Consider the following 24,030-nt stretch of genomic DNA (forward strand, 5'->3'; position numbering starts at 1 on the left):
AGGCTCACGCTTCTTGGACTTCTTCTTCGACTTGCGACCACGTGACACCGGAGACACCCGCTCGATGGTAGTGATCCCCTGTGCGCGACACGGCCGCACCGCGGTGTGTCGGACGGACGGTCTCGTCCTCAGGCCTCGGTCACAATCTCAACTGCGAGGCCCGGCACGCTACACACGGCGCCGTGCGGGCGACGGCGTACCGCGTCCCATGGCTGGTGTATGATGTGGTGTATGAAGCGGACGAACATCTACCTCGACGAGAAGCAGGCCGAGCTGCTAGATCGTCTAGCTCGCAGTGAGGGCGTCTCCCGGGCCGAGATGATCCGCAGGCTGCTCGATCGCTCCCTGCGCAATGAGATAGATGATGTCGCCGCAGGGCTCGCAGCAATCGACGAATCGTTCGGGGTTCTGGCCGACACCAAGTGGCCAGAACGACGCGACGGCAACCGGGAGGAACACCTCGCCAAGATGTGGGCGATCGGGTCATAGTCGTGTATCTGGTTGACTCCGATGTGCTCATCGCCCACCTACATGGCGTCGAAGCGGCCAGAGACTGGCTGCGGAAGGAACGAGAGGCAGGCCCGCTCGCGGTCAGCGCCGTGTCCGTCACCGAGATCACCGGCGGCATGCGCTCGGCCGAACGGCGCGAGGTCTGGCAGCTGCTCGGTTCGTTTCGCGTCGAACCAGTCACCGCGCACTCGGCTGGACGAGCTGGCGAGCTCATGCGGAAGTACCGCCGCAGCCATACCGGAATCGGCATCGCCGACTACCTCATAGCCGGCACAGCCGACGTCCGCGGCCTTCAGCTCGCTACGCTCAACGTTCGCCACTTCCCGATGTTCGACCAACTCACCGCTCCTTTCCACGTCTGAACTTCACGAGGAAACAGGCAGGCGTGGCCGTTGTCCGGTAGCGCCAGTGTCGTCCGAGGCACGGTTCACCCGGCCTGCGGGTCAGGACCGTCGGCTACGGATGGGGACACCATGAATGTCGCGCTAGTGGACGCGGGTGTCGTCTTGGTAATCCTGTTGCCCCAGGCGCGTCTCTCTCGGCGGACAGCCAGCCCCAGACACGAACCACGCTGTCCATGTCCGTGGTGATCGACAGCTCCATCCGGTCGGCCGCGTTCCGCTCTGCAGCACCCGTACGGGGTCATATGGGCGCGGATGCGTGTGGCCAACTTGCCGAGCTGGATCGAGCCGAACCGGTGTGCCTCCCCACCAACTGCTGTTCGACCTGAATACGAGTCCGCGTAGACACGTCGTCTGGTAGTTGCCGACGGCCGACGGACGTAGGCGCGCCAGGTCCGTTCCAGCTCAGGCGCTTCGTCCAGCGGGTCGTTGTTCGCATCGGCCGCACGCGCCCGATCCTCGAGCATCCGGCGCATCTCTCGTCTCTCGCACCACGCCGTCCACCAGCTCGACCGACACCCGGCCCACATTGCACGACCAGCCCGAGTCCGGCGGACACTGCGTGCACCAACTCCTTGAACTCGCTGTCCTGGCCGTACCGCTCGACCAACCCGGCGTGCACGACGTCCCTGGCCGGCGCCGCTTCGACCGCATCTCCAACTCGACCAGCCGTACGGCGTGCTCGGCATCGATCCGCCGGCTCGCTAGGCCACCTCCCCATCATGTGTGGACTCGTTCGGCCACTACACCCGCGCGATCGCCACCAGCAATCGGCGCCGCCGAACTGAGTATCGGTCAGTTCATGCCGCTGTAGGCCGCGACGGGCTGGGCCAGATCCACGCCGAGACCGTCCCGATCCAGTGCGGGCACGAGCAACATCTCGACCAAACCGACCAGGCCGGGCACGCTCGGCTGCCGCTGGCCGGTGCCGGCGCCGGCACCGAAGAAGACCCAGGTCGGGCTTGCCGCCACCTCACGAGGGAGGTCCAGGCACGGGACGGGCAGCTGGCCGAACAAATCCATCGTCGCGCGTCCGGGCGGACCGGAGAACTGCTGCCGGTCCTGTTCCGCTCGGAACGTCGCGCCGGCTTCTTGCAGTCGGGTCTGGAGCTGGGTATGCAGACGACCGCAATCAGTCACGATGTCGACCAGCACCGCTGCACGCCGCTCGCGGTCCAGCTCCTCCGCGTCCCGGATGGCCGTGATGTTCCGCAGTATCGCGTGCTAAGCGCGCCTCGTCGATCAGGTCAGGCACACTCACGCTCCCAGTCGACGACCCGCACGTCCCGCCGGGTGGTGTCCAGCTTGCGCCGCAGCGTCTCGGCGTACTGCACGGTCCGGTACCAGGCCTACTCAGCGGCCAATCTGGCGTCGGACAACCGGCCCCGCTTGATCAGGTTGTCCGGACCCAACCGGTGACGCGGTCGTGTTCAGCGTCGTCGCGGTCCGGTGCCTGCGCAGCTACGAAGGGCCGCACACGCGCCACCACGTGGTCGGACCCGGCGCCGCTGCTGACCTCTCGTTACGCGACCGGCAGCGGCACCGAGCCGGACAGAAACACCTTCAACCGGGCCTCGGCGCGAGCCAGTTGACGGCGAAACTGGTAGGGCGACACACCGCGTTCCTCGGCAAGTGACGACGTCCCTTCTCCCTCGAGACAGGCCCGCACGATCAGCCCGGCCTCGTCATCGGTCAGGCCGTGGTCCCGAACGGCTCGCGCGAGCACCAGATCCGGGTGCCCCTCCACCGAAGGACGGTATCTCGTGGACAAGCTGTCGTCGTATTCTGTGCTTTGCGCCCGGTCTCGATCGGCGTCGAGACGGGCATCCATGCCATAGCGCTGAGCCATGGAACGAAGTCGCGAGTACACCCGCGGCGTTCGCGGATCGACGGTCTTCAGCGCATACAGGAACCCTTCCACGATATTTGAGTCGAAATCGGCGATGTCACCGCGGAAATCGCGAGCCACATCCCCCGCGACCTTCTTCAATGCGGGCATCATCATGCCGATCGCGGCGGTAACCCATGGTTCACCCTCGTCCTGCGCCCGACGCACCAACTCGGTCCAGACCGCGTCGACGGCGTGCCAGGAGGTCCGCCGCTTGAGGAGCATGACTCGTAGCTCATCCAAGGGAATCGCCCGTTCCGGCATGCCGAAGCCAATACAGCAGCCGTCCAGCGAGAGGGGCGCGGGTGGCGAGGTCAGCTTGGCGAAGCTCTGCTCGATCGCCTGCAACGAGGTGGGGGCCAGGTTGGTACGCATGCATTGCTCCTTTGTGATCGACGTTTCGATACCCCAAATAGCAGCCCCACATGTAGATCATGAAATTAATCACCCAATCGTGTTACCGCCCCAACGCCGCGCGTGACCGTTCAACAGAAGGGAACATCCAGGTGAACGCGACAATCCCCAGGTTGCCAACAGTTGCGCCGGAATGGCATGCGCTGGCTCAATGCCGCAACCACCCCGAACTGAACTGGATCGACGCCCTTCCTGGGAGCGCGGACGCAGACCGGTGCAAGTGCGAGTGCCGCCACTGCCCGGTCCGACCGGCGTGCTTGGCGACCGCGATGAAGAACCAGGAACCGTGGGGCGTATGGGGCGGCCTAGACGCCGACCAGCGAACCGACCGTGCCACTGCCGGCGCCACGGGTTCTGCCACCGCACGGACTCAACACTCGCTACGCGAAGCACGGCTGCCGATGCCAACCCTGCCGAGAAGCGCACCGAGTCTACGAATGCCGCCGTCGAATCCGATTGACCGGCAGTCACACCGCAGCGTGAACCTAGCGCAGCACCGAAAGGAGAACATCGTGCCACTCCCAGTCGATCTTGCGAACCTCACTGAGGAACAGCTACGAGGCGAGACATGCGTTCGATGCGGCCGAGTGCCGCTCGACGCCATCAAGATCCACCGCCAGGACGGTATCGAACTGGCCACCTGTGCCGACCGACATGCGCGAGTCTGCACCGACCGCCCGTTCTGGCTGACCCGACCGTGCCCCTCGTGGTGCGACGGCCACCACCATGACCGCGACGGCGGCAACGACCGCACCCACATGTCGGCGTGGCGCGGAGCGGTCCCACTCGTTCTAGAGGACGGCTCGGCGATGGGACGTGGGCTGCCGTACCAGCCCGAATACGCATCGCTGTACCTGCTCCAGGGGATGTACGAGCGCAAACCACGAATCTGGTGCGGAAAAGGTGAATCCAACCAGGGATGGCACATGACGGCCGCCGAAGCCCGCGAACTCGCGGCCACCACCACCGCGGCCGCAGACCTTGCGGACCAGGCCTACGAAGGCGCACCAAGCGCCGTCCTCACCAAACTGGCCGCCTGAGGTTCTGGCTATCAACGCGTACTCCGAACGACTGGTGTTGGGGAGCGCTACGATCCGGTCATCGCCGCCCAGACCGTGTGACGCCGAGTGCCGCGCGCCAGGTCACCGTGATTCGTCCGGTCATGCCGTGCCACCAAGAAGCTGCTGAGTCTGACTGGCCCGTCGATCGCAGCCGTCCACGACCGCGGCACCACGCTGCTGGGTCCTTGGTATTCAGTGGTCCTGTTCTGGCTGCGTCGGGTCGCGCTGCTTGGCGCCAGGCTGCAGGTGTGTCGTGACGTCGTGCGCAGCGGGCGCCGTCATGCCATCCCGTCTGGATCTGTACTGGCGACTCATCGGTGATCAAGTGGAGCCGGGCGACAACCGAGCAGGTCGTAGGCATGGGTGACGCGTACCGCGCTGTTGGAACCCGGAACGTGGATGCCGAACTCGGGGTGTACCTCGGCGTGATGGCCAGGGCAAATGTAACGGCGATTGCCCAAATGCGACATCAAGATGCGACGGCGCGGAGGGGAACCGCTTCGGCCTTTGTTGATCAGTCTGGTCGACCGCCACGCCGGAATTGTCGGTGGTCGGCTCTATCGTCTGCGGCGACGGACCCTCACGCGTCGACTGGGGAGGAGATATGAGCGAGGTCGTCGGTGAACTCGCACGTGCGCAAGATGCGCTCGGCCGTCCCACCTTACGGCTGTTGGACGGCAAGTGGGCGGTATTCCGGGTCGCGGCGCTGCGCAGCTCCTTCTCTCGTGAGCGACGCTCGGTCCAGGCTGATCAGCTCCACGTTCAGGTCGACACATATCTGAGCGAGTTGCAGCGGGAGGGCATGGACGTTCCACCCAATATGAACGGTCGGGCGTTGTGCAACGCTTGGGTCAACGACCAGTGGCTGTTCCGTGACAACGCCTCTGACGGCAGCCTCGTCTATTCACTCACCTCGTCGGCTCTGGAAGCACTCGACCTGGTGCAGAACCTGTCCCGTGACCGTGTGCTCGTGTCGGAATCGCGGTTGACGACGATCCTGGACACGGTCCGCCGGTGGGCACTGGAAGCATCGCCCGATGCTGAGGCTCGCATCGAGCGGCTGAACGCACAGATCCGCGAGTTGGAAGTTGAACGGGATCGCCTCGTGGCCGGCGGTGAGGTGACCGCGGCGTCGGATGATCGGATGCTTGACGGGTACACGAACCTCATCGATCTGATTGGCCAGTTGCCGTCGGACTTCAAGCGGGTCGAGGAGTCCGTACTCGGCATGCATCGCAAGATCCTTCGCGACTTCCGCGACGAAGATCGCCCCGTGGTCGAGGTCCTCGACGAGTATCTGGAGAAGCACGACGAACTCGTGAAAGCGACCCCGGAAGGGCGAGCGTTCGACGGCGCGTTCGTGCTGCTCCGTGATGACGCCCTCCTGCTGGAACTGCGCGAGAACGTCCAGGTCCTCCTCGCACACCCGGCTGCCGCAGCACTCGACGCCCGAGATGTGATCGAGATTCGTGGTGCGGTGGCGGTGATCCGGCAGGGCACGAGGGACGTGCTCGCCCAGCGCCGGCGGCTCACCGCGACGCTGAAGGAGCACATCGTGAACCATGACGTGCTCCAAGAGCGCGAGCTCGATCGTGTGATACGTGGCATCGGGCGTGAGTTGGCGAAGTGGATGGAGACCGCCGGACCACGTGCGGCGGTTCCGGTCGAACTGCTGCCGCCGACGATGAAGGTCGGACACCTTCGTGAACGGCTCTGGGACCCTGCCTCGGACGCACCGCCACCTCCGCTGGAAGAGGTTGAGGACGACACCGTGGAACCGCCGACTGTTGAGGAACTGCGGATGCAAGGCGGTCCGTCGTTGGATGAATTGCGCACGGCGCTCATCGACACATTCACGAATGGTGACATCGACACGGTGGGACAACTGTTCAACGAACTGCCGACCGAGCTGCGTCGACCGGTCGAGATTCTCGGTCTCCTGCATGTGGTGTCCCGGGTCGATGCCCTCAAAGACGACACCGATGCCGAGGTGTTCGAAGCGATCCGTCCGAACGGGGAACGTCGTAATTTTCTGGCTCCCATGATTTCTCTTACTCGGGCGGAGGCTGCGGCGCTCGCGGGCCTCACTGTCGAAGGAGACGTTGATGAGTGACGCAGACGAGGTGTTCGGCTCGGAGTTCGACAACGACAACGACTTCCTCGACGAGGGGTTCGTCGGTGACGAGACCACCGAGGAAGGTTCGACACTCGCCCTGTTCGAGGGAGACGCCGGAGGGCTCTCACTCGAGCAACGTCGCACCTTGGTCGTGCTGTTGAAGAACCGGTTCATCTCAGCCGGGCAGAATCCGACAGAGTGGCGGGTCATCCGCGAGAACCCACTGCCGATCAAGGCTCGACTCAACGACATGTTCCTCGACCTCCACCTGGACGTGCAGCACGAGGTGGCGTTCAAACGACAGGCGGCGTCGGACGGCGGGGGCAAGGAGTTCCCGACACTGCTGCACGACATCGCCTACACGCGCGAGGAAACCATCCTGCTGGTGTTCCTGCGGCACAGGTTCCAGAGCGAACGAGCGTCCGGGCACGAGGACGTCACCATCGAACGTGACGACCTCATCACCCACGTCGCCTCGTTCCGGCCAGCCCATGCGACCAACCGGTCCGGCGACGAGTCGAGAGCCACCAACGCCGTCGACAACCTCATCAAGGCGAAAGTCCTCATCAGGACCAATGACACCTCCCGGCTGCGCGTCTCCCCGGTCATCGCCGTTTTGTTGCCGCTGGCGAAGCTCACCGAACTGTGGGAATGGCTCATGAACGAGAACGGCACCGAACCCGCCACTACCGACGACGACCATCGTTCGGCCGATCTCGGCAGCCAGGCGCCTACGACCATCGAACGGGAGGTGCGCGTGTGACGACCAACAACGCCGACACACCGCTGCTCTACCTCGCCGGAGCCACTGAGGGAACCACCCAGTGGAAGGTCCAGACGCTGCAGCTGATCAACTGGGGCGGTTTCCACGGCCACTCCACCGTCACGTTCGCCCCCACCACCACGCTCCTGTCCGGTGCGTCCGGCACCGGCAAGTCGACATTGCTCGACGCCTACATCGCGTTGATGATGGACTCCGGCACCCCGTTCAACGGCGCCTCCAACGACGCCACCATCGGACGCGCCCGCGGGGCCGACCAGCGCAGCCTCGTCTCCTACCTGCGCGGCAAGATGGACACAAGTCGCAACACCGCCACCGGCGAACTCGCCGACGAGGTCCTCCGAGGAAAGGACTCCGCCACGTGGGGTGCCCTCGCTGTCACGTTCGTCGACGACAACGATCGCCGCTACACCGTCGCACGGCTCTACTACGTGCCACGGGCCGCCGTCCGAGACAGTGAACTCACGCGAAAGATGTGCACCGTCGAAGGCACCATCGACCTTCGCGATGTCGATCCGTTCGCCGAGGGGAAGTTCGACAAGCGGGCCGTTGAAGGCCGGTTTCCGAACCTGAAGATGTTTGAGTCGTACGGGGCGTACTCGCAGGCTTTCTTCACCCGTCTCGGCATCGGAGCCCACGGTGACGGCGCGAAAGCACTGCGCCTGCTCGCACGCATCCAGGCCGGTCACCAGGTCAGGACCGTTGACGACCTCTACAAGTCCATGGTCATCGAACCTCCCGGCACCTACTCCGCCGCCGACGCGGCCGTCGAGCACTTCAGGAACCTCGAGGACGCCTACGAAGCGATGGCCACCGAGGAAAAGAAAGTCGAGGTGCTGTCCTCGATCCCCGACCTGCACGATGCCCGCGAGAAGGCGTTGGAGAAGGCCCGTCTCATCGACACGTTCGGCATCCACCGCACCGGCGACACACCGTTCGAGCTGTGGAAGCTCAACACCGAGGACGCCCTGCTCGAGGCTGCCGAGATCACGAATCAGGGGCAGCGCACCAAGGCTAGGAAGGACAAGGCCGAGGCTGAGGAGTTGCAGGCCGGGCTGAAGTCGCGTAAGGCCGTCCTTGATGCCGATCTCAGCAAGAATGAGTCTCACGCGACCCTCGCGAGGATCGACGCGGACATCACCCAACTCGGCTTCGAACTCGAAGCAGCCACGACCCAGCGGGCCAGCTTCGATGAGTTGACCGCCTGCCTCGACCTGAGCGTCGACACTGAGGAAGACTTCACCGCGGCCCGACAGCAGGCCCAAGTGTTCGTCGACGGTTTCGAGTCGGCGCTACAGGAAGTCACAGGGCGACAGCGAAAGCTCAACGAAGACTCCTACGAACCTCACCGGGATAAAACCGATCTCGTCAAGGAGCGTGCGTCGTTGTCGAACCGCGAAGGACGCATGGATCCGCGGCTCCACAAATCCCGCATGATTATAACTCAAGCGACCGGGATCGCCCCTGAGAATCTCCCGTTTATCGGCGAACTCATTGACGTCCGCCCCGACCAGAAGAAATGGTGCAAAGCAATCGAGACCACCCTTTTCGGCCTCGCTCGCGTGCTGCTCATCGACGCGAACGAACTCGACCGGGTCTCCCGCGTCATCGACCCACTCAAACTTCCCCATCGCATCAACTACGAAGGCGTCGACCTCGCCACGTACCAGCCCAAGAACCTCAACCCGACCTATATGTCCGGCAAACTCGCCTACAAGGACACCCCGTTCACCGCCTGGGTCCAGGACCGCATCACCGCCAGCAACACCGACGCGTTGTGCGTCGATACCGCTGACCAACTCGGCGGCGGAGGACGACGCGTCACCGTCAACGGCCAGACGCGCCAGGGACGGTCCGGCGCGCACGGCGAGATCAACGCCCCGTACGTCATCGGGTTCTCGAAGGAAGAACGCATTGCCGAGATCAAGACCCGCCTCGACGAACTCGAGGCGATTCTGACCAACCTCGACGAGCAGCGCACGGCCGCCGATCGCGAGTTGAGAGGGCTTCTCGCGACCAAGAGCGCGCACGAGCACGTCCTCACGACCACGTGGCACAACATCGATCCCGCCGGCGTCCAGGCCAAGATCGACGACCTGACGGAGCAGAAGAACCGCATTCTCTCCTCAGACGACGCACTCCGCGCACTCCAGGAAGAACTCAACGACCTCAACACGAAGTTGAAGGATGTCGGCAGCGACATCTACGCGGCAGAGGAGAAGCTCAAGACGCTCGATGTGGAACTTGACAAGATCATCACCCGCAAGGACCACGTCGTCACTGAGATCGAACGTATCGACCGCGAGCAGGTCGTCACACTCACCGACAAACAGACAGCCTACTTGGACGCCGAGTTCGCACTGGTCGCCACCCTCGGAGATCGCGACGATTTCAAGGCGGGGGTCGGCCGCCTCAAGTCCCGACTCGCCGAACTCGGCATGGGAGCCCGCGAGAAAGCCGATCAGGCGAGGAAGTCGCTCGAAACCGCGTTCCAACGGTACCTCGACAGATGGCCAGACCCGAACCTGTCAGAATCCGTCGAGAACTATCCGTCGTTCCGGAACATCCTCGACAAGATCCTCGCCACCGGCCTACACGAGCGACGCCAGGAATGGACGAAACGACTCACCGACTGGTCCGGACAAGACCTCGTTCCACTCGCGGGCGCCTTCAGCCTCGCGATCGACGACATCCGCAACCGGCTCGAACCCGTCAACGCGATCCTCGCCAAACTCCCGTTCGGCGCTCACCGATACCGCCTCAAGATCGACCTGCGCGAGCTGAACCGCGAGGACATCCGGAAGTTCAAACAGGAGCTAAACAAACTGTCTCGCGCCAACACCGACGACTTCACCGACGACCAGATCCAGAACTGGTTCAAACGACTCCGCAAGTTCATGGCGCACATCCGCAACGACACCACCGGCAAGAACAACCGGGACTACTTCCTCGACGTACGCAAGCACGTCGAGATCACCGCCGTCTCCTACGACGACCAAGGCCGAGAACGGTCCACATACGCAGCGCTCGGCGGAAAGTCAGGCGGTGAAACCCAAGAACTTGTCGCATTCATCGTCGGTGCCGCACTTCGCTTCCAACTGGGCGACGAAGCCAACGCACGCCCACGATTCGCGCCCGTGTTCCTCGACGAAGGGTTCGTGAAAGCCGACAGCGAGTTCGCCGGCCGAGCCGTCGACGCATGGAAAGGACTCGGGTTCCAACTCATCGTCGGAGCCCCTTACGGCCAGTTCACAGCGCTGGAACCGCACGCCGATCATGTGCTGTACATGGCGAAGAGCAGCAAAGGCTACTCATCCGTGAAGTCCCTGCCCCCAACCAAGCGCCGAGCCGAAGCACAAGCCGACATCACCGAGATGCCCGCATGAAGGCACCCACCGACATCCTCAACGACATCCGACGACGACTCAACCGCACCTGGGCTGGCGACCTCACCGGAGCCACCACATCGTGGCCACACCAGTTCCCTCTCGGCGCGACCACGAAGACGGAACTCGAGGCCGGGTGGCGGACGACTTACCAACCACTGATCCGGCAATGGCGCGACTGGGCACGAGCACACCCCGTACTGCTGCACACCCAACCCAAACGGGTCTACACGACCACCCAGGACATCCCGACCCATGTCGAAGTCGCCGATCTCGACGCCGCCGCGACCTTGGCGGGCGGTGGGGAGATTACGCAGCTGACGCGAGCCCGAGAGCGGCTCCAACTGGTCGGCAGCCGCTTCCCCCAAGTCCTCGACCTCGCACGCCTGATCCGGGCAACCGACGACTACCTCGACGTCGACTTCGCGCTACTGCTCACCGCCGCTGCATGGTTCCGGACCAATGACGCCGCCGGCTACACACCTCGCCAGGTCCCCGTCCCCGGCGTGCACGCGAAATGGCTCAACACCCACCAGCCACACATCCTCATGCTCACCGGACGGGACAGCCTCGACCTGCTCCCCAGACATCCCGCCCGCATCCACTTCACCTACCTCGACCCCACGTACCTGGCCACCGGAGCACGCCACCACGACTCCGCCACCGTCGGCGACACGTTCACTCCCCCATACGACCCCACGGTAATTCTCATCTCCGAGAACAAGGACACCGCAATCCACTTTCCACCAATCAAAGGCGGCATCGCCGTCGAAGGCGCCGGTTTCGGCGGCAGAACCGCAGCCGCCTTCCCCTGGCTGACAAGCGTTCCCAACCTCTACTACTGGGGCGACATCGACGCGCACGGCTACGAAATCCTCAACGGCTGGCGCGAAGACGGCCTCAACGTCACCAGCATCCTCATGGACTCCACCACATACGACATCTACGCAAGCTACGGCACCAACACCGACCAGAACGGCAACCCGCTGAAACTAGGAAAACCCAAACTTCTGCCACAACTCACCCCGGACGAACAGGAAGTCTACAACCGTCTCGCCGATCCAGCATTCCCTGGACATCGACGTATCGAACAGGAACGCATACCACTTCAAGTCGCCGTAGATACCCTCAAGTCTCGTATCTCATAGCACGCCTAAACTACGTGACCGGTTCGGCGATCCCCATTTCAACAAGCGGCTGTTGAAGCCCATCCAGTACCCTGAGGACGTTCCCCTTTTCGTGCGGCTGCCGGTACAAGCCGGTCCGGTCGGGGTCGACCTCGGCGAGCACACGGGTGGTGTCCGCGATCAGGTGCTCGCTCAACTCCTTGCACCACGAACCGGCACGAAGACGCGGGCGACATGGCGTGGCGGCTCACCAGGCTCCAGCGGTCGACCGCTTGCGACCCAGGTGTCCAGTTCGTGCACGAGGTGGTGATGCTCTCGAGAACTCCAGCGCTCCCAGGTCGACCGCGCCGGTTCTACCGTCCGCCCACCGTGCAATCCGCGCATCGTCAGCCGCCGGGCGAGCGGGCTGGTCTGGTCCTACGTGTGAGTGCTCCCTTCGGCACGAACACGTCGACGAACCTCATCCGCGTCCGTGTCTCACCGATACTAGTGCGCACCTCGTCAGTTGATCCCTGACTCGGCTCACGATTCAGGGCCCCGTTCCTGGCCATTTCACCTGGCGAATCGTCCCCCATGGGCGCCGAGCGGCCCGGTGCCACCGGATCCTCCCGGCTCCTTCCTGGCCATCCAGCAGGTGGGCTGGTCATCCCCGCAAGAGAACCGTCTGCGTGCCAACCGCGTGGGTGTTCCTTCGCGTCCGCCATCCGCCGTGTGTCGTCCGCCGTGCGCCTACCGCTCCCGGACGGCGTAGGTCAGGTGCGTCACCCTCGGGGAGGGCTCCGCGCGGACCGGCTCCAGGGCCACGCGGCGCGCGTCCACGCCCTCGAACAGGCGGATTCCGGAGCCGAACAGCACGGGTGACAGCGCGATCGAGAACTCGTCGATCAGGCTGGCGTTCACGTACTCCAGGATCGTCGCGCCGCCGCCTGCGATGCGGACGTCGCGGTCGCCGGCGGCCTCGCGGGCCTGGTCGAGCGCGGGCTCGATGTCGTCGTTGACGAAGTGGAAGGTGGTCCCGCCCGGCCGCTTCCAGGGGTCACGCTTCTCGTGCGTCACGACGAAGACCGGCGTGTGGAACGGCGCCTCCTCCGGCCATGCCTGCTCGCCGGCGTCGAACATGCGCTTGCCCATCACGCTCGCGCCGGTGCGCTCGAACGTCTCCCGCGCGATGTCGTTGTCGCGCCCTTCCTCGCCGCCCTCGCCGAGCTTCAGGTTCTCCCGGAAGAACCGCTGCGGGAAGATCCACTGCTGCAGTTCCATCCACTGCTGCCCCATCAAGTCCTCGAGGGACTCGGGCGCGATGAAACCGTCCAGCGACATCGACACGCTGAAGAACACCTTCCCGGCCATCAGCCCTCAGCTCCCTTCCGAACGATCTCGGTGACGTAGGCAGCCAGGTTGCTCAGGGTCTGCTGGCCGCCCTCGATCGCGCGGTACTTCTCGACCGCCTCGTCGCGCAGCTCCTTGGTGGGGAACACCGTGCGCATCTCGATCCGGGTCGCCGCACCGTCGGGCTCGAACGTCAGGACCGACTCGAAGGCGTTCGGGTCGCCGCGGGACTCACCGTGGAGCAGCGCGATCCGCTCCGGCGGGGCGATCTCGGTCCAGGAGATCCACTCGGTGTAGACCGTCCCGTCCGGTCCGTGCATCACGAAGTCCCACTCCCCGCCGACGCGGAACTCGAACGCCCGCGTGGTGGTGGTGAACCCCTCCGGTCCCCACCACCGCGACAGGTGCCGGACCTCGGTGAACGCCTCGAACACCAGCTCCCGTGGGGCGTCGATGACCCGGGAGATGACGATCTCGCGGTCGGCCGTCGCTGACTGCGCCGGCGCTCCTCGTCCCGTCGTGCTCATCAGCTACTCCTCCTGCCTTGCCTGCTTCAGGTCCTGCACGTATGCGTCCAGCCGGTCGAAGCTCTCGTTCCAGAACCGCTCGAATCCGCCGGTCCACTCGTGGACCGGCCGCAGCCCGCGGGCGTCAAGGCCGTACAGGCGCTGCTTGCCTACCTTGCGGTCCCGCACCAGCCCGACCTCCCGGAGCACCCGCAGGTGTTTGGACGCCCGCGGCTGGCTCATCCCCAGCTCCCGGGCCAACCCGGTCACCGGCCGCTCACCCGCCCGCAGCAGCACCAGGATCTCCCGGCGCTGCGGCTCGGCGATCGCGTTGAACGCATCCGACGTCGTCGCTGCTCGTGCCATGGCCGCCACCATATGCCTATATCGGCATGCGTCAAGTCCACGGCGGACCCATAAGCGACGAGAACTAACTGGAGATCAAACCGCATGTTGGGACACGCCCGACCTTGTCGCGAAGTCCGGTCCGCGAAGAGAAGGTCGCCTACCCTGCACGAATCAGCTACCTCCGTCCGGCCGAAGGCAAGTGAACCGTCGCCCGCATGCCCCCATCTCAAATTGGCCGACCTCGTGATCAACAGCGCCTATGCCCCAAACCGCCCAGGTCATGCCAGCTCCGCAACGACAACATGCTGGCGCACAGGGCATCAGAACCAGCCCTCTCGCCCACAAGATCCGATCTCATGTTGGGAAACCGCTTGTCGATCTCGCCGCGAGGTCCTGTCTGGAGCAAAGAAGAAAGGGCCATCTACCTGCGCAGATGGCCCTTCTCGGTCGGGCTGACAGGATTCGAACCTGCGACCCCTTGACCCCCAGTCAAGTGCGCTACCAAACTGCGCCACAGCCCGGCCACACCCGCAAAGCCGGGTGCCCGGATAGCCTAGCGCACCAGCGCCGTCAGGACTTGCGCGGGCGCTTCTCGCGGACGCGGACCGAGATGCGGATCGGGCTGCCGGTGAAGCCAAACCTCTCTCGGAAGCGGCGTTCGATGAACCTGCGGTAGCCCGCCTCGAGGAAGCCGCTCGTGAACAGGACCAGCGTGGGTGGCCTGGTCTGGGCCTGGGTCGCGAACAGGACCTTCGGCTGCTTCCCGCTCCGCACCGGTGGCGGGGTGGCCGCGATCAGCTCCGACAGCCACGCGTTCAGCTGCCCCGTGGGCACCCGCTGGTCCCACGACACCAGCGCGGTGCGCAGCGCGGGGGCCAGCTTGCGGACGGACCGGCCGGTCAGCGCGGACACGTTGACACGCTCGGCCCACGGCAGGCGGACCAGGCCCCGCTCCAGCTCTCGGATCAGCTGGTGGCGGCGGTCCTCGTCGACGAGGTCCCACTTGTTCAGGGCCAGCACACACGCCCGCCCGGCGTCCACCACCATCGTCAGCACGCGCAGGTCCTGCTCGGTGATCGGCTCGGACGCGTCCAGCAGCACGATCGCCACCTCGGCGGCCTCGATCGCCGCGCGGGTGCGCAGGGAGGCGTAGTACTCCATCCCGGACGCGGTCTTCACGCGCTTCCGCAGACCCGCGGTGTCGACGAACCGCCACGTCTCGCCGTCCAGCTCCACCAGGGAGTCGACCGGGTCGACCGTCGTCCCTGCCACCGGGTCCACGACGGCTCGCTGCTCGCCGGTCAGGCGGTTGAGCAGGGACGACTTGCCCACGTTCGGCTTGCCGACCAGCGCCACCCGGCGGGGGCCCCGGGCCTCCCCGAACGACTCGCGCGGGGTCGTGGGCAGGGCATGCAGCACGGCGTCGAGCAGGTCGCCGGAGTTGCGGCCGTGCAGTGCCGACACCGGATGCGGCTCGCCCAGGCCCAGGGACCACAGCGCGGCCGTGTCGGCCAGCAGGCGGTCGTCGTCGACCTTGTTGGCGGCCAGCAGGACCGGCTTCTTCGAGCGGCGCAGCACCCGCGCGGCGGCCTCGTCCGTCGTGGTCGCGCCGACTCTCGCATCCACGACCAGCAGGACCGCGTCCGCCGTCATCATCGCCAGCCCGGCTTGCTCGGTGACCGACGCCTGCAGGCCCGCCGCCTTCGGGTCCCAGCCACCGGTGTCGACGACCGTGAACCTGCGCCCGTTCCACAGGGCGTCGTAGGCCACGCGGTCGCGCGTCACGCCCGGCCTGTCCTGCACGACCGCCTCGCGCCGGCCGATGATGCGGTTGACCAGCGTCGACTTGCCCACGTTCGGCCGCCCGACGACGGCCAGCACCGGCTGCGGCGGCTGGCCGCCGTCCTCGTCGGGGTGGCCGAACTCCTCGTCCACCGCCGTCCACTCGGACTCCGACGCCCAAGTGCCATCCAGATCGGTCATCACAGTCCTCGTCAGGCAGTCCTCATCAGATACTGGCGGCGCGCTGCTCGTCCAGTTGGTGCACCAGGTCGGCCAGGCGCCGGCGGATCTCCTCGGTCGCCTCCCCCAGGCCGGACCGTCCTCGTTGGACGGTCAGCGAGAACGGCTCGCCGACCAGGACGTCCAGCTTAGGCCGGAAGCGCCGACCGCTTCCGGCCGGCCGCAGCGTCCCGCGCGTCGCCACCGGCAGCACCACCGCGCCGGTGGCCCGCACGAGCCACGCCGCGCCCTGCTCGGCCCGCTCGACGTCGCCGGAACCCCTTGTGCCCTCGGGGAAAACGCCCAGCAGGCCGCCCGCGCGCAGGACCCCGATTGCAGCCGTGAGCGCCCCACGGTCGGCCTCGCCACGGCGCACCGGAAGCTGCCCGATCCGGCGCAGACCCCAGCCGAGCGGGCCGGTCACCAGCTCGCTCTTCACCAGGAACACCGACCGGCGCGGCAGCGCGCCGAAGATCACCGGTGGCTCGATCAGCGTGCTGTGGTTGGCGACCAGCACCACCGGCCCGGCCGGCGGCACCCGGGACAGGCCGTGAACGCGGATACGGTAGACCGGGCGGTACAGCCACCGCGCGATCCACCGGCCGAAGTCGTGCAGACCCGGCCAGGCGCCGTCGGGCAACACCGGGGGTCACCACCTGCCAGGGCCGGCAGCCACCCCACGCAGCTCGCGCTCGTCGACCAACTCCAGGATCCGGTCCAGCACGCCCTGGATGTCCAGGTTCGTCGTGTCCAGCCACACCGCGTCGCCGGCCGGCTGCAGGGGCGACGCCGCCCGCGACGTGTCCAGCCGGTCGCGCCGGTCCACATCCTGCCTCGTCGCGTCGAGCGACGACTCGCGCCCCTCGGCCGTGTCCTGAGTGGTCCGCCGCCGCGCGCGGGCGTCCGACGAAGCCGTGAGGAAGACCTTCAGCGCAGCGTTCGGCGCGATCACCGTGCCGATGTCGCGGCCTTCGACCACGATCCCGCCGTACGATGCGCACGCGTCGGCGATGAGCTCCTGCTGCCGCACCTTCAGCAGCTCGCGCACCCGCGGTACCGCGGACACCGCCGACACGGCCAGCGTGACCGCCTGCCCGCGGATCTCGATGCCGACGCTCTCCTCGCCCAGCAGCACCTCCTGGTGCACCGGGTCGGTCGTGATGCTCAGGGCGACGTGCTCCGCGATGCGTGCCACGGCGTCGTGGTCGGACGGGTCCACCCCGGCCCGCAGCGCCGCGAGCGTCACGGTCCGGTACATCGCACCGGTGTCGAGGTAGCCGGCGCCCAGCAACGTCGCCAGCCGGCGCGCCACCGTGGACTTTCCGGTTCCCGACGGGCCGTCCAGCGCGATCACGCCATGCAGCTCGCCCTCAACCACCGCGGTTGCCTCCTCCGGTCCGACTGACCCTTACCCATTGTGCCTGGTGCCCCTCCGCCGCGGGCGATCAGTACCGGCAGCTGGCAACTGGTGACGGCCAGGTCCCCGACCATCAGCGGGTCCCCACGCGGCACGGGCCGACCTAGCATCCGAAAGGCAGATGACAGGAGGTAACGATGCTCAAACGCACAGTCATCGGCCTGCTCGCTGTCGCGACCGCACTGGTCGGCGGGTTCGTCGTACCCAGCGCGACCGCCGACGTGGAGGCGGCGGCCGTCACCATCACCTACGACGACAGCCAGGCCGGCGAGTTCGTGGACGTCGTCGCCCAGGGCGTCGCCATCTGGAACGACGCGGTCGAGAACGTGGAGATCGTGCGCGCCGAGCCCGGTCAGCACGCCGACATCACCGTCGAGGCCTTCGACGGCTGGCCGCAGGCGACGCTCGGCCCGGTGTTCCCCGGCGGCAGCGCCACCGTCTGGTACGGCCGCCAGGCGGTCGTCGAGGGCTACGACCAGGTCCGCATCGCCTCGCACGAGCTCGGACACAGCCTCGGTCTGCCGGACGTGAAGCCCGGTCCGTGCGAGAGCCTGATGTCCGGCAGCACCGGCGGCGTGGACTGCACGAACGCGCAGCCCAACGCCGAGGAGATCGCCCAGGTCGAGGAGAACTACTCCGGCTCGACGGCGCCGAAGCCCATCCAGCACAAGGTGATCATCGGCTGGCTCGACAACTGAGTCGGCACTAGAACAGCTCGCCGAGCGTGGCGATTGCCTTCTCCAGCTGCTCGTCGGACAAGTACGGGGCGGGGCCGAATCGGAGAAAGTTACCCCGGCTGTCCGTGAGTACGCCACGCTCGGCGAGCTCCTTGCGCAACTCCCCGGCCCGCGGTGACTCCAGCGCCAGGAACCCGCCGTACTCGCCGCGCGGCGCCGACCGGTCCCGCGTGATCAGCTCGGGCGGCGCGTCGAGCGCGTCGAACAGTGCGGCCAGCAGCCCGGTCTGGTGCTGGGACACCGCACGCAGGAACGCCGGCGTCAGGTCCTGCTCGGCGAAGAAGTCGAGCACGCTGGCCGCGCGGTAGTGGCTCGTCGGGTCGTAGGTGGAGCCGGCGAACCGGTCGCCGCCGCGCGCGTAGCCGACGCGACCGGACGGGACCGCCGCCAGGTCCTCGAACTCGGCGAACCAACCGGTCACCACCGGCCGCAGGGACGCCGCGTGCGGAGGCAGCCGCAGGAAGCAGTTGCCCTCCCCGAGCTGGAGGTACTTGTAGCCGCCTCCGGTGATCCATGCCGAGCCCAGACCCTGCTCGTGTATGGACATCGGCACCACGCCCAGCGCGTGGTAGGCGTCCACGAGCAGCTCCACTCCCCCGCGCTCGCACGCCTCGGCGAGCGAGCCCAGGTGCGGCACGATCCGCGAGGTCTCGAACAGCACCGCGGACACCAGCACGGCGGCCGTCCGCCCGGTGAGCGCGGCCGCGAGCCGTTCGGCGAGCGTGCCGACCGGGGCGGCCGGCACCCGGACGACCTCGACGCCCTCCTCGGCCAGCCGGGCGAGCTGGCGGCGCAGCGTGTGGAACTCGCCGTCGGTCGTCACCAGCCGGGGCCGCCGCCGAATGTCCATACTGGACAGAAATCGGACGACGAGGTCGTGCGTGGAGCCGGCGAGCGCGATGTCCCCGCCGGGATCGTCCAGCAGCGCGCGGAAACCCTCGCGCACCCGCTCGGCCTTCGCGAAGGCCCGTTCCCACTTGCCGTCCACGGCGGCGGCGGCGTCGGTGAACGCCTCGAGCTGGCCGTGCAGCGCCACGTCCGGCCACGCCTGGTGCGAGTGCCCGGTCAGCAGCAGCCGGTTCGCGACGTCGAACCGGCCGTAGTGGCTCGCGAGCGCGTTGGGGGCGCGCCGCAGGTCCCCGAGCGTGGTCACAGCCGGCTCCGCACGGCCCACAGGTCGGGGAAAGTGGGATGGAACAAGGTCTTCCGCAGGTAGGCGACGCCGGGTGAGCCGCCGGTGCCGGCCTTCGCACCGATGGTGCGCTCCACCATCTTCACGTGCCGGTAGCGCCACTCCTGCATGCCCTCGTCGAGGTCGACGAGTAGATCAGCCACTGTGGACGGTCCGGCGTCGTCGCCGTACACCTGCACCAGCACCCGTTGCAGGTCCTCGTCCGCTTTCCACGGCTCGCGCAGGTCGCGGTTGAGGTGGCGCAGCGGGATGTCGTAGCCGCTGCCCGCGAGGTAGTGCAGGAACGAGTCGAACACCGTTCGCCGGGACATCGCCGCGACGATCCGGTCCCGGGCCGGACCCTGCGGGTAAGGCTCCAGCATCCGCCCGTCACGGCGGCCGAGCACGGCCTCGAGCTCGCGGAACTGCGCGGACTGGAACCCGCTCGCGGCGTCCAGCCGCGCGCGGAAGCTGGTGAACTGCCGCGGCGTCATCGTCTCCAGCACGTCGATCTGCGCGACCACGACCTTGAGGATCGTCAGCGCGCGGCGCAGCGTGCGCACCGAGTGCGCGGTGTCGACCTTCTCCAGCATGTGCTGCAGGTGGGCCAGCTCGTGCAGCAGCTGCTTGAACCACAGCTCGTACACCTGGTGGATGACGATGAACAGCATCTCGTCGTGCTCGTCGGAGCGCGGCCGCTGCGCGGCGAGGACCTCGTCCAGCGCGAGGTAGGACGTGTACGTCAGCGCCGCGGACTGTCCACTCGGGTGCTGGTCGGTCATGGCACGGTCACCTCGTCGAAGTAGCGCTGCGCCGCCGGGCCCAGCGCGGGGTAGAGATCGTGGAACAACCGCACGGCCTCGGCGCGGTGTGCGGGCGCGGGCACGAGGTCCTCGGGCAGCTCCGGGTCGTGGAACGGGAACTCGCGGAACGTGTGCACCAGGCGGGTGCGCAGCAGCAGGGCCTCCCGGTCGCCGAGAGTCCCGCCGGCCCGCTGGCCGCGGAAGTGCTCGACGAACGCGCGGTACCGCTCGGCGAGCTCGGCCAGGTCCCAGACGCGGGCGACGAACGTCCCGAAGTCCACCGCGGTCGCCGGCCGGCCGAGCAGGACGCCCGCGTGCGCCGCGACGTCCAGCTCGTCGAGCAGCTTCGCGACCTCGGACTCCCGGTCGCGCGGGGCGAGCCAGGTGCCGTCCTGCACCGAGCCGAAGCCGAGGAAGCGCAGCCTGCGCACCAGCCGGGTACGGGCGAGCCGGCGGTCCTCCGGGATCGAGTGCCACAGGACGGTCCAGGTGGCTTCGTGGCGGGGCGAGGAGCCCAGCGTGAAGATCCGGCGGTCACCCTCGGCGAGCACCGCGACCGTGCGCGGCGTGAGCGCGTAGTGCACGTGCCGGCCGTCCTTGCTGCGGGACAGCAGCTCGCGGCCGACCAGACGGTTCAGCGCCACCCGTGCGGCGCCGGCGGAGAAGCCGAACTCCCCGAGCAGCCGGACCAGTCCACCCGACCACACCTCGCCGCGGTCGCGCGGCACGAGATGGGCGCCGAGCAGGCTCAGCACGAGATCCTGCGGGGCCGGTTCGAACCCGCGCAGCACGTCGCCCGCCTCCCCGGAATTAACCCTTGTGGTCACCTTTGGTTGATCCCGTTCAGTTCGGCACGTACTTGTGGCTGGGTTGCGTCCCGGTCCCCTTAGGTGCGGTTTGGACACACGCAGTTCGTGCACGTGTCATGCCCAGGGAGCATAGTTGACGCCTTATCGGGGTCAACCGTAATGTTTTGCCGGTGAAGGTCGGCATCGGGCTCCCCAACACGATCCCGGGCGCGACGGGTGCGTTGCTCGTGGAGTGGGCGCGGCGGGCCGATGCGGGCCCGTTCTCGACCGCCGCCGTGCTCGACCGGCTGGTCTACGACAGCATCGAGCCGTTCGCCGCGCTGTCCGCGGCCGCCGCGGTCACGTCGCGGATCGGGCTGGCCACCAACATCGCGATCGGCCCGCTGCGCGGCCCGGCGATGCTCGCCAAGCAGGCGGTGTCCGTCGACGCCGTCTCGGACGGACGGTTCACGCTCGGGCTCGGCGTCGGCGCCCGGCACGACGACTACGAGGCGGCCGGCGTGACGCGGCGTACCCGCGGCGCGGTGCTGTCCGAGCAGCTGGCGTTCCTGCGCGGGCGGCTCGACGGCTCCGGGATCGGCCCCGCACGGCCGATCCGGCTGCTCGTCGGCGGGTCGAGCGGGGCGGCGTTCACCCGAATGGCCCGCTACGCCGACGGCTACGCGCACGGCGGCGGCCCGCCGCGGGCGTTCGGCTCGGCGGCGACCCGGGCCCGTGCCGCGTGGCGGGACCTGGAGCGGCCGGGCGAGCCGACGCTGTGGGGCCAGGGCTACTTCGCCTTCGGCGACCCGGACCGCGGGTACGACTACCTGCGTGACTACTACGCGTTCACCGGGCCGTTCGCGGAGAAGATCGCGGCCGGCAACCTGACCTCGGCGCGCGCGGTGAAGGACCTCGTGCGCGGGTACGAGGCGGCGGGCTGCGACGAGCTGATCCTCTACCCCACCGTCGCCGACCTCGACGACCTGGACCGGCTGGCCGAGGTGCTGTCGTAGTGCGCGTCAACGTGGTGGGTGCCGGACCGGCGGGGTTGTACCTGGCGATCCTGCTGAAGAAGGCGGACCCGGCGCACGAGATCACCGTGCTGGAGCGCAACGCGCCGGACGCGACGTTCGGCTGGGGCGTGGTGTTCTCGGAGGAGACGCTGGGCGCGCTGCGGGACGCCGACTACGCGACGTACCTGGAGATCACGGACTCGTTCGCCCGGTGGACCTCGATCGACATCCACTACCGCGGGCAGGTGCTGCGCTCGTCCGGCCACACGTTCTCCGCGATCAAGCGCACGCACCTGCTGGACATCCTGCAGCGCCGGGCCCGTTCGCTCGGTGTCGCGCTGGAGTTCGGCGTCGATGTGTCCACTCCGGACTCCGCGGACCTGGTCGTGGCGGCGGACGGCGCGAACAGCACGCTGCGCCGTGCGGGGTCCTTCGGCACGACCGTGGAGCCGCAGGGCTGCAAGTACGTATGGTTCGGCACGGACCTGGTGTTCGACGCGTTCACGTTCGTCTTCAAGGAGACCGAGCACGGGCTGTTCCAGGTGCACGCGTACCCGTTCGACGAGCACACCAGCACGTTCATCGTGGAGACGACCGAGCCGGTGTGGCGGCGGGCCGGCCTGGACACGATGTCGGAACAGGAGAGCATCGCGTTCTGCTCCGCGCTGTTCGCCGACGAGCTGGGCGGGCACCGGCTGCTGTCGAACAAGTCGGTCTGGCTGGACTTTCCCTTGGTGCGCAACAGTTCCTGGCATGACCGTAACGTGGTGCTGGTCGGCGACTCGGCGCACACCGCGCACTTCTCCATCGGCTCGGGCACGAAGCTCGCGATGGAGGACGCGATCGCGCTGGCCAACAGCTTCGTGCGGCATCCGGAGCATGTCGAGCAGGCGTTGGTGGACTACGAGCTGGAACGCCAGCCGGTCGTCGAGCGGTTCCAGCAGGCCGCGGGCGACAGCGCCGCCTACTTCGGCCGGGTCGGCCACTACACCAGCCTGGAGCCGATCCAGTTCGCGTTCAACCTGCTGACCCGCAGCGGGCGGATCAGCCACGCGAACCTGACCCAGCGCGACCCGCACCTGATCCGGGTGCTGGACTCGTGGTTCGCCGCCACGGCACGGGGTTCCTCGTCGGTTCCGGGCGCGGTGGCGGCTCCGCCCGTGTTCGCGCCGCTACGGGTGGGTGGCCTGACCGTGCGGAACCGGATCGTGCGCTCGGGCGGAGATCTGGCGGATGCGGCGCGCGCCGGTGCGGGCCTCGTGCTCACCGGGTTCGTGGCGGTGTCGGCGGACGGCCGGACGAGGCCGTCCTGCCCGGTGCTGGACGACACGTGGGCACCGGTGGTGGACAAGGTGCACGACGCGGGCGCGCTGGTGGGCGTGCGGCTCGGGCACGCCGGCCGGCGCGGCGCGGTCCGGGAGTCCTGTATGGACGTTCCGCTGCGGGAGGGGTGGCCGCTGCTGTCGGCGTCCGCGGTGCGGTACGCGCCGTTCGGATCGGTGCCGCGAGAGATGACGGCGGCCGACATGGACCGGGTGCGCGAGGACTTCGTGGCCTCGGCCGGGCGAGCGCTGGCGGCGGGGTTCGACGCGCTGGAGCTGGACCTGGCGGACGGGTACCTGCTGGCGAGCTTCCTGTCACCGCTGTCGAACCGGCGCACCGACGAGTACGGCGCGGACCGGCTGCGGTTCCCGCTGTCGGTGCTGGCCGCGGTGCGTGCGGCGTGGCCGGCGGATCGCCTGCTCCTCACGCGGTTGGCGGTGACCGACTGGGCGCGCGGCGGGCTGACGGTCGAGGACGGCATCGCCCACGCCCGCGCGGCGGCCGCGCACGGCGCCGACCTGATCCATGTGCGCGCCGGGCACTCCACGGCGGGCTCGCGACCGGAGTACCGCCGTGGCTACCTGACGACGCTGTCGGACCGGGTGCGCAACGAGGCCGGCGTGCCCACTCTGGTCGGCGGCTACCTGACCACCCCGGACGAGGTGAACACGATCGTCGGCGCGGGCCGCGCGGACCTGTGCCTCTTCGAGCCACCACCGACCCCGTTGGAGGCGACCCCGTGACCGCCTTCGCCAACCTGTCCACAGCCCCGAGCCACGACGACCGAAAACGTCAGACCCCGCCACTAGACTGGAAAGCGGGGGGCCCCCGCGCGCGGGGGGCTCATGAACGCGGGTTGCCCACAGGCGGGGCTCGCCGCGGCCGGGATTGTCGGTCCTCGCCGGTA

At 67.6% G+C, this 24,030-nt stretch carries 21 protein-coding genes, 1 tRNA gene and 2 pseudogenes; 11 read left to right on the top strand and 13 right to left on the bottom strand.

The window, feature by feature from the left end:
- The first annotated feature begins 231 nt into the window (after positions 1-231).
- Both ACRDTB_RS12670 and ACRDTB_RS12675 read left to right on the top strand, forming a co-directional pair.
- Positions 232-489, top strand: coding sequence for a CopG family transcriptional regulator (locus tag ACRDTB_RS12670; RefSeq protein WP_431430331.1), 258 nt, complete (start codon positions 232-234; stop codon positions 487-489).
- Complete coding sequence (locus tag ACRDTB_RS12675) at positions 471-872, top strand: type II toxin-antitoxin system VapC family toxin (protein WP_431430332.1); 402 nt, start codon at positions 471-473, stop codon at positions 870-872. The genes ACRDTB_RS12670 and ACRDTB_RS12675 overlap by 19 nt, the downstream gene beginning before the upstream one ends.
- 861 nt (positions 873-1,733) lie before the next feature.
- Here ACRDTB_RS12675 and ACRDTB_RS12680 read toward each other — a convergent pair.
- Both ACRDTB_RS12680 and ACRDTB_RS12685 read right to left on the bottom strand, forming a co-directional pair.
- A pseudogene (locus ACRDTB_RS12680) lies at positions 1,734-2,314 on the bottom strand (hypothetical protein); the annotation flags it as partial.
- A gap of 119 nt (positions 2,315-2,433) precedes the next feature.
- On the bottom strand, positions 2,434-3,174 hold the full coding sequence (locus ACRDTB_RS12685; RefSeq protein WP_431430333.1) for a hypothetical protein: 741 nt from the start codon (positions 3,172-3,174) through the stop codon (positions 2,434-2,436).
- Between the two features lie 59 nt (positions 3,175-3,233).
- On the opposite strand from ACRDTB_RS12685, the pseudogene ACRDTB_RS12690 reads away from it, so the two are divergent.
- The 6 genes and pseudogenes from ACRDTB_RS12690 to ACRDTB_RS12715 all read left to right on the top strand — a co-directional run.
- Positions 3,234-3,527: pseudogene (locus tag ACRDTB_RS12690) on the top strand (WhiB family transcriptional regulator); the annotation flags it as partial.
- 273 nt (positions 3,528-3,800) lie between these two features.
- Positions 3,801-4,253, top strand: coding sequence for a DUF6907 domain-containing protein (locus ACRDTB_RS12695; RefSeq protein ID WP_431430398.1), 453 nt, complete (start codon positions 3,801-3,803; stop codon positions 4,251-4,253).
- A gap of 625 nt (positions 4,254-4,878) precedes the next feature.
- Positions 4,879-6,387 (top strand): DUF3375 family protein, encoded by a 1,509-nt coding sequence (locus ACRDTB_RS12700; protein ID WP_431430334.1) that lies wholly within the window; start codon positions 4,879-4,881, stop codon positions 6,385-6,387.
- A complete protein-coding gene (locus ACRDTB_RS12705) occupies positions 6,380-7,153 on the top strand; it encodes a DUF4194 domain-containing protein (RefSeq protein WP_431430336.1) in 774 nt (257 codons plus the stop codon). Before ACRDTB_RS12700 ends, ACRDTB_RS12705 begins: the two co-directional genes overlap by 8 nt.
- Positions 7,150-10,557 (top strand): ATP-binding protein, encoded by a 3,408-nt coding sequence (locus ACRDTB_RS12710; RefSeq protein ID WP_431430337.1) that lies wholly within the window; start codon positions 7,150-7,152, stop codon positions 10,555-10,557. Before ACRDTB_RS12705 ends, ACRDTB_RS12710 begins: the two co-directional genes overlap by 4 nt.
- On the top strand, positions 10,554-11,705 hold the full coding sequence (locus ACRDTB_RS12715; RefSeq protein WP_431430338.1) for a Wadjet anti-phage system protein JetD domain-containing protein: 1,152 nt from the start codon (positions 10,554-10,556) through the stop codon (positions 11,703-11,705). Before ACRDTB_RS12710 ends, ACRDTB_RS12715 begins: the two co-directional genes overlap by 4 nt.
- A gap of 10 nt (positions 11,706-11,715) precedes the next feature.
- Here the strand turns inward: ACRDTB_RS12715 and ACRDTB_RS12720 are convergent, their stop codons facing one another.
- The 8 genes from ACRDTB_RS12720 to cmk form a co-directional block, all read right to left on the bottom strand.
- A complete protein-coding gene (locus tag ACRDTB_RS12720; protein WP_431430339.1) occupies positions 11,716-11,880 on the bottom strand; it encodes a hypothetical protein in 165 nt (54 codons plus the stop codon).
- 533 nt (positions 11,881-12,413) lie between these two features.
- Positions 12,414-13,034, bottom strand: coding sequence for a dihydrofolate reductase family protein (locus ACRDTB_RS12725; RefSeq protein WP_431430342.1), 621 nt, complete (start codon positions 13,032-13,034; stop codon positions 12,414-12,416).
- Complete coding sequence (locus tag ACRDTB_RS12730; RefSeq protein WP_431430343.1) at positions 13,034-13,540, bottom strand: SRPBCC family protein; 507 nt, start codon at positions 13,538-13,540, stop codon at positions 13,034-13,036. The genes ACRDTB_RS12725 and ACRDTB_RS12730 overlap by 1 nt, the downstream gene beginning before the upstream one ends.
- A gap of 3 nt (positions 13,541-13,543) precedes the next feature.
- The gene (locus ACRDTB_RS12735; RefSeq protein WP_431430344.1) at positions 13,544-13,885 is read right to left on the bottom strand and encodes an ArsR/SmtB family transcription factor; all 342 of its coding nucleotides are present in this window, start codon (positions 13,883-13,885) and stop codon (positions 13,544-13,546) included.
- Between the two features lie 429 nt (positions 13,886-14,314).
- Positions 14,315-14,388: transfer RNA gene (locus ACRDTB_RS12740), tRNA-Pro, on the bottom strand.
- A 49-nt stretch (positions 14,389-14,437) separates the two neighbouring features.
- Positions 14,438-15,850 carry a ribosome biogenesis GTPase Der gene (gene der / locus ACRDTB_RS12745; RefSeq protein ID WP_431430345.1) on the bottom strand — a complete coding sequence of 471 codons (1,413 nt, stop codon included), beginning with the start codon at positions 15,848-15,850 and terminating at the stop codon, positions 14,438-14,440.
- Between the two features lie 25 nt (positions 15,851-15,875).
- Positions 15,876-16,511, bottom strand: a complete 636-nt coding sequence (locus ACRDTB_RS12750; RefSeq protein ID WP_431430346.1) for a lysophospholipid acyltransferase family protein — start codon at positions 16,509-16,511, stop codon at positions 15,876-15,878.
- Between the two features lie 6 nt (positions 16,512-16,517).
- Positions 16,518-17,246 (bottom strand): (d)CMP kinase, encoded by a 729-nt coding sequence (cmk, locus tag ACRDTB_RS12755; protein WP_431430347.1) that lies wholly within the window; start codon positions 17,244-17,246, stop codon positions 16,518-16,520.
- A gap of 176 nt (positions 17,247-17,422) precedes the next feature.
- On the opposite strand from cmk, the gene ACRDTB_RS12760 reads away from it, so the two are divergent.
- Positions 17,423-17,983, top strand: a complete 561-nt coding sequence (locus tag ACRDTB_RS12760) for a snapalysin family zinc-dependent metalloprotease (RefSeq protein WP_431430348.1) — start codon at positions 17,423-17,425, stop codon at positions 17,981-17,983.
- A 7-nt stretch (positions 17,984-17,990) separates the two neighbouring features.
- Here the strand turns inward: ACRDTB_RS12760 and ACRDTB_RS12765 are convergent, their stop codons facing one another.
- The 3 genes from ACRDTB_RS12765 to ACRDTB_RS12775 are packed head-to-tail and all read right to left on the bottom strand — an operon-like array spanning position 17,991 to position 20,823.
- Positions 17,991-19,175, bottom strand: a complete 1,185-nt coding sequence (locus ACRDTB_RS12765) for a kynureninase (protein WP_431430349.1) — start codon at positions 19,173-19,175, stop codon at positions 17,991-17,993.
- Positions 19,172-19,975 (bottom strand): tryptophan 2,3-dioxygenase, encoded by an 804-nt coding sequence (locus tag ACRDTB_RS12770; protein ID WP_431430350.1) that lies wholly within the window; start codon positions 19,973-19,975, stop codon positions 19,172-19,174. The genes ACRDTB_RS12765 and ACRDTB_RS12770 overlap by 4 nt, the downstream gene beginning before the upstream one ends.
- Entirely contained in the window at positions 19,972-20,823 is an 852-nt protein-coding gene (locus ACRDTB_RS12775) for a PaaX family transcriptional regulator (protein ID WP_431430352.1), read from the bottom strand. Before ACRDTB_RS12775 ends, ACRDTB_RS12770 begins: the two co-directional genes overlap by 4 nt.
- A 152-nt stretch (positions 20,824-20,975) precedes the next feature.
- On the opposite strand from ACRDTB_RS12775, the gene ACRDTB_RS12780 reads away from it, so the two are divergent.
- Both ACRDTB_RS12780 and ACRDTB_RS12785 read left to right on the top strand, forming a co-directional pair.
- Positions 20,976-21,800: an LLM class flavin-dependent oxidoreductase gene (locus tag ACRDTB_RS12780; protein ID WP_431430353.1), complete on the top strand. Its 825-nt coding sequence runs from the start codon at positions 20,976-20,978 to the stop codon at positions 21,798-21,800.
- Positions 21,800-23,866, top strand: a complete 2,067-nt coding sequence (locus ACRDTB_RS12785; protein WP_431430354.1) for an FAD-dependent monooxygenase — start codon at positions 21,800-21,802, stop codon at positions 23,864-23,866. Before ACRDTB_RS12780 ends, ACRDTB_RS12785 begins: the two co-directional genes overlap by 1 nt.
- Positions 23,867-24,030 lie beyond the last annotated feature (164 nt).

The sequence above is a fragment of the Actinophytocola sp. genome, assembly GCF_050699935.1.
Taxonomy (GTDB): Bacteria; Actinomycetota; Actinomycetes; order Mycobacteriales; family Pseudonocardiaceae; genus Actinophytocola.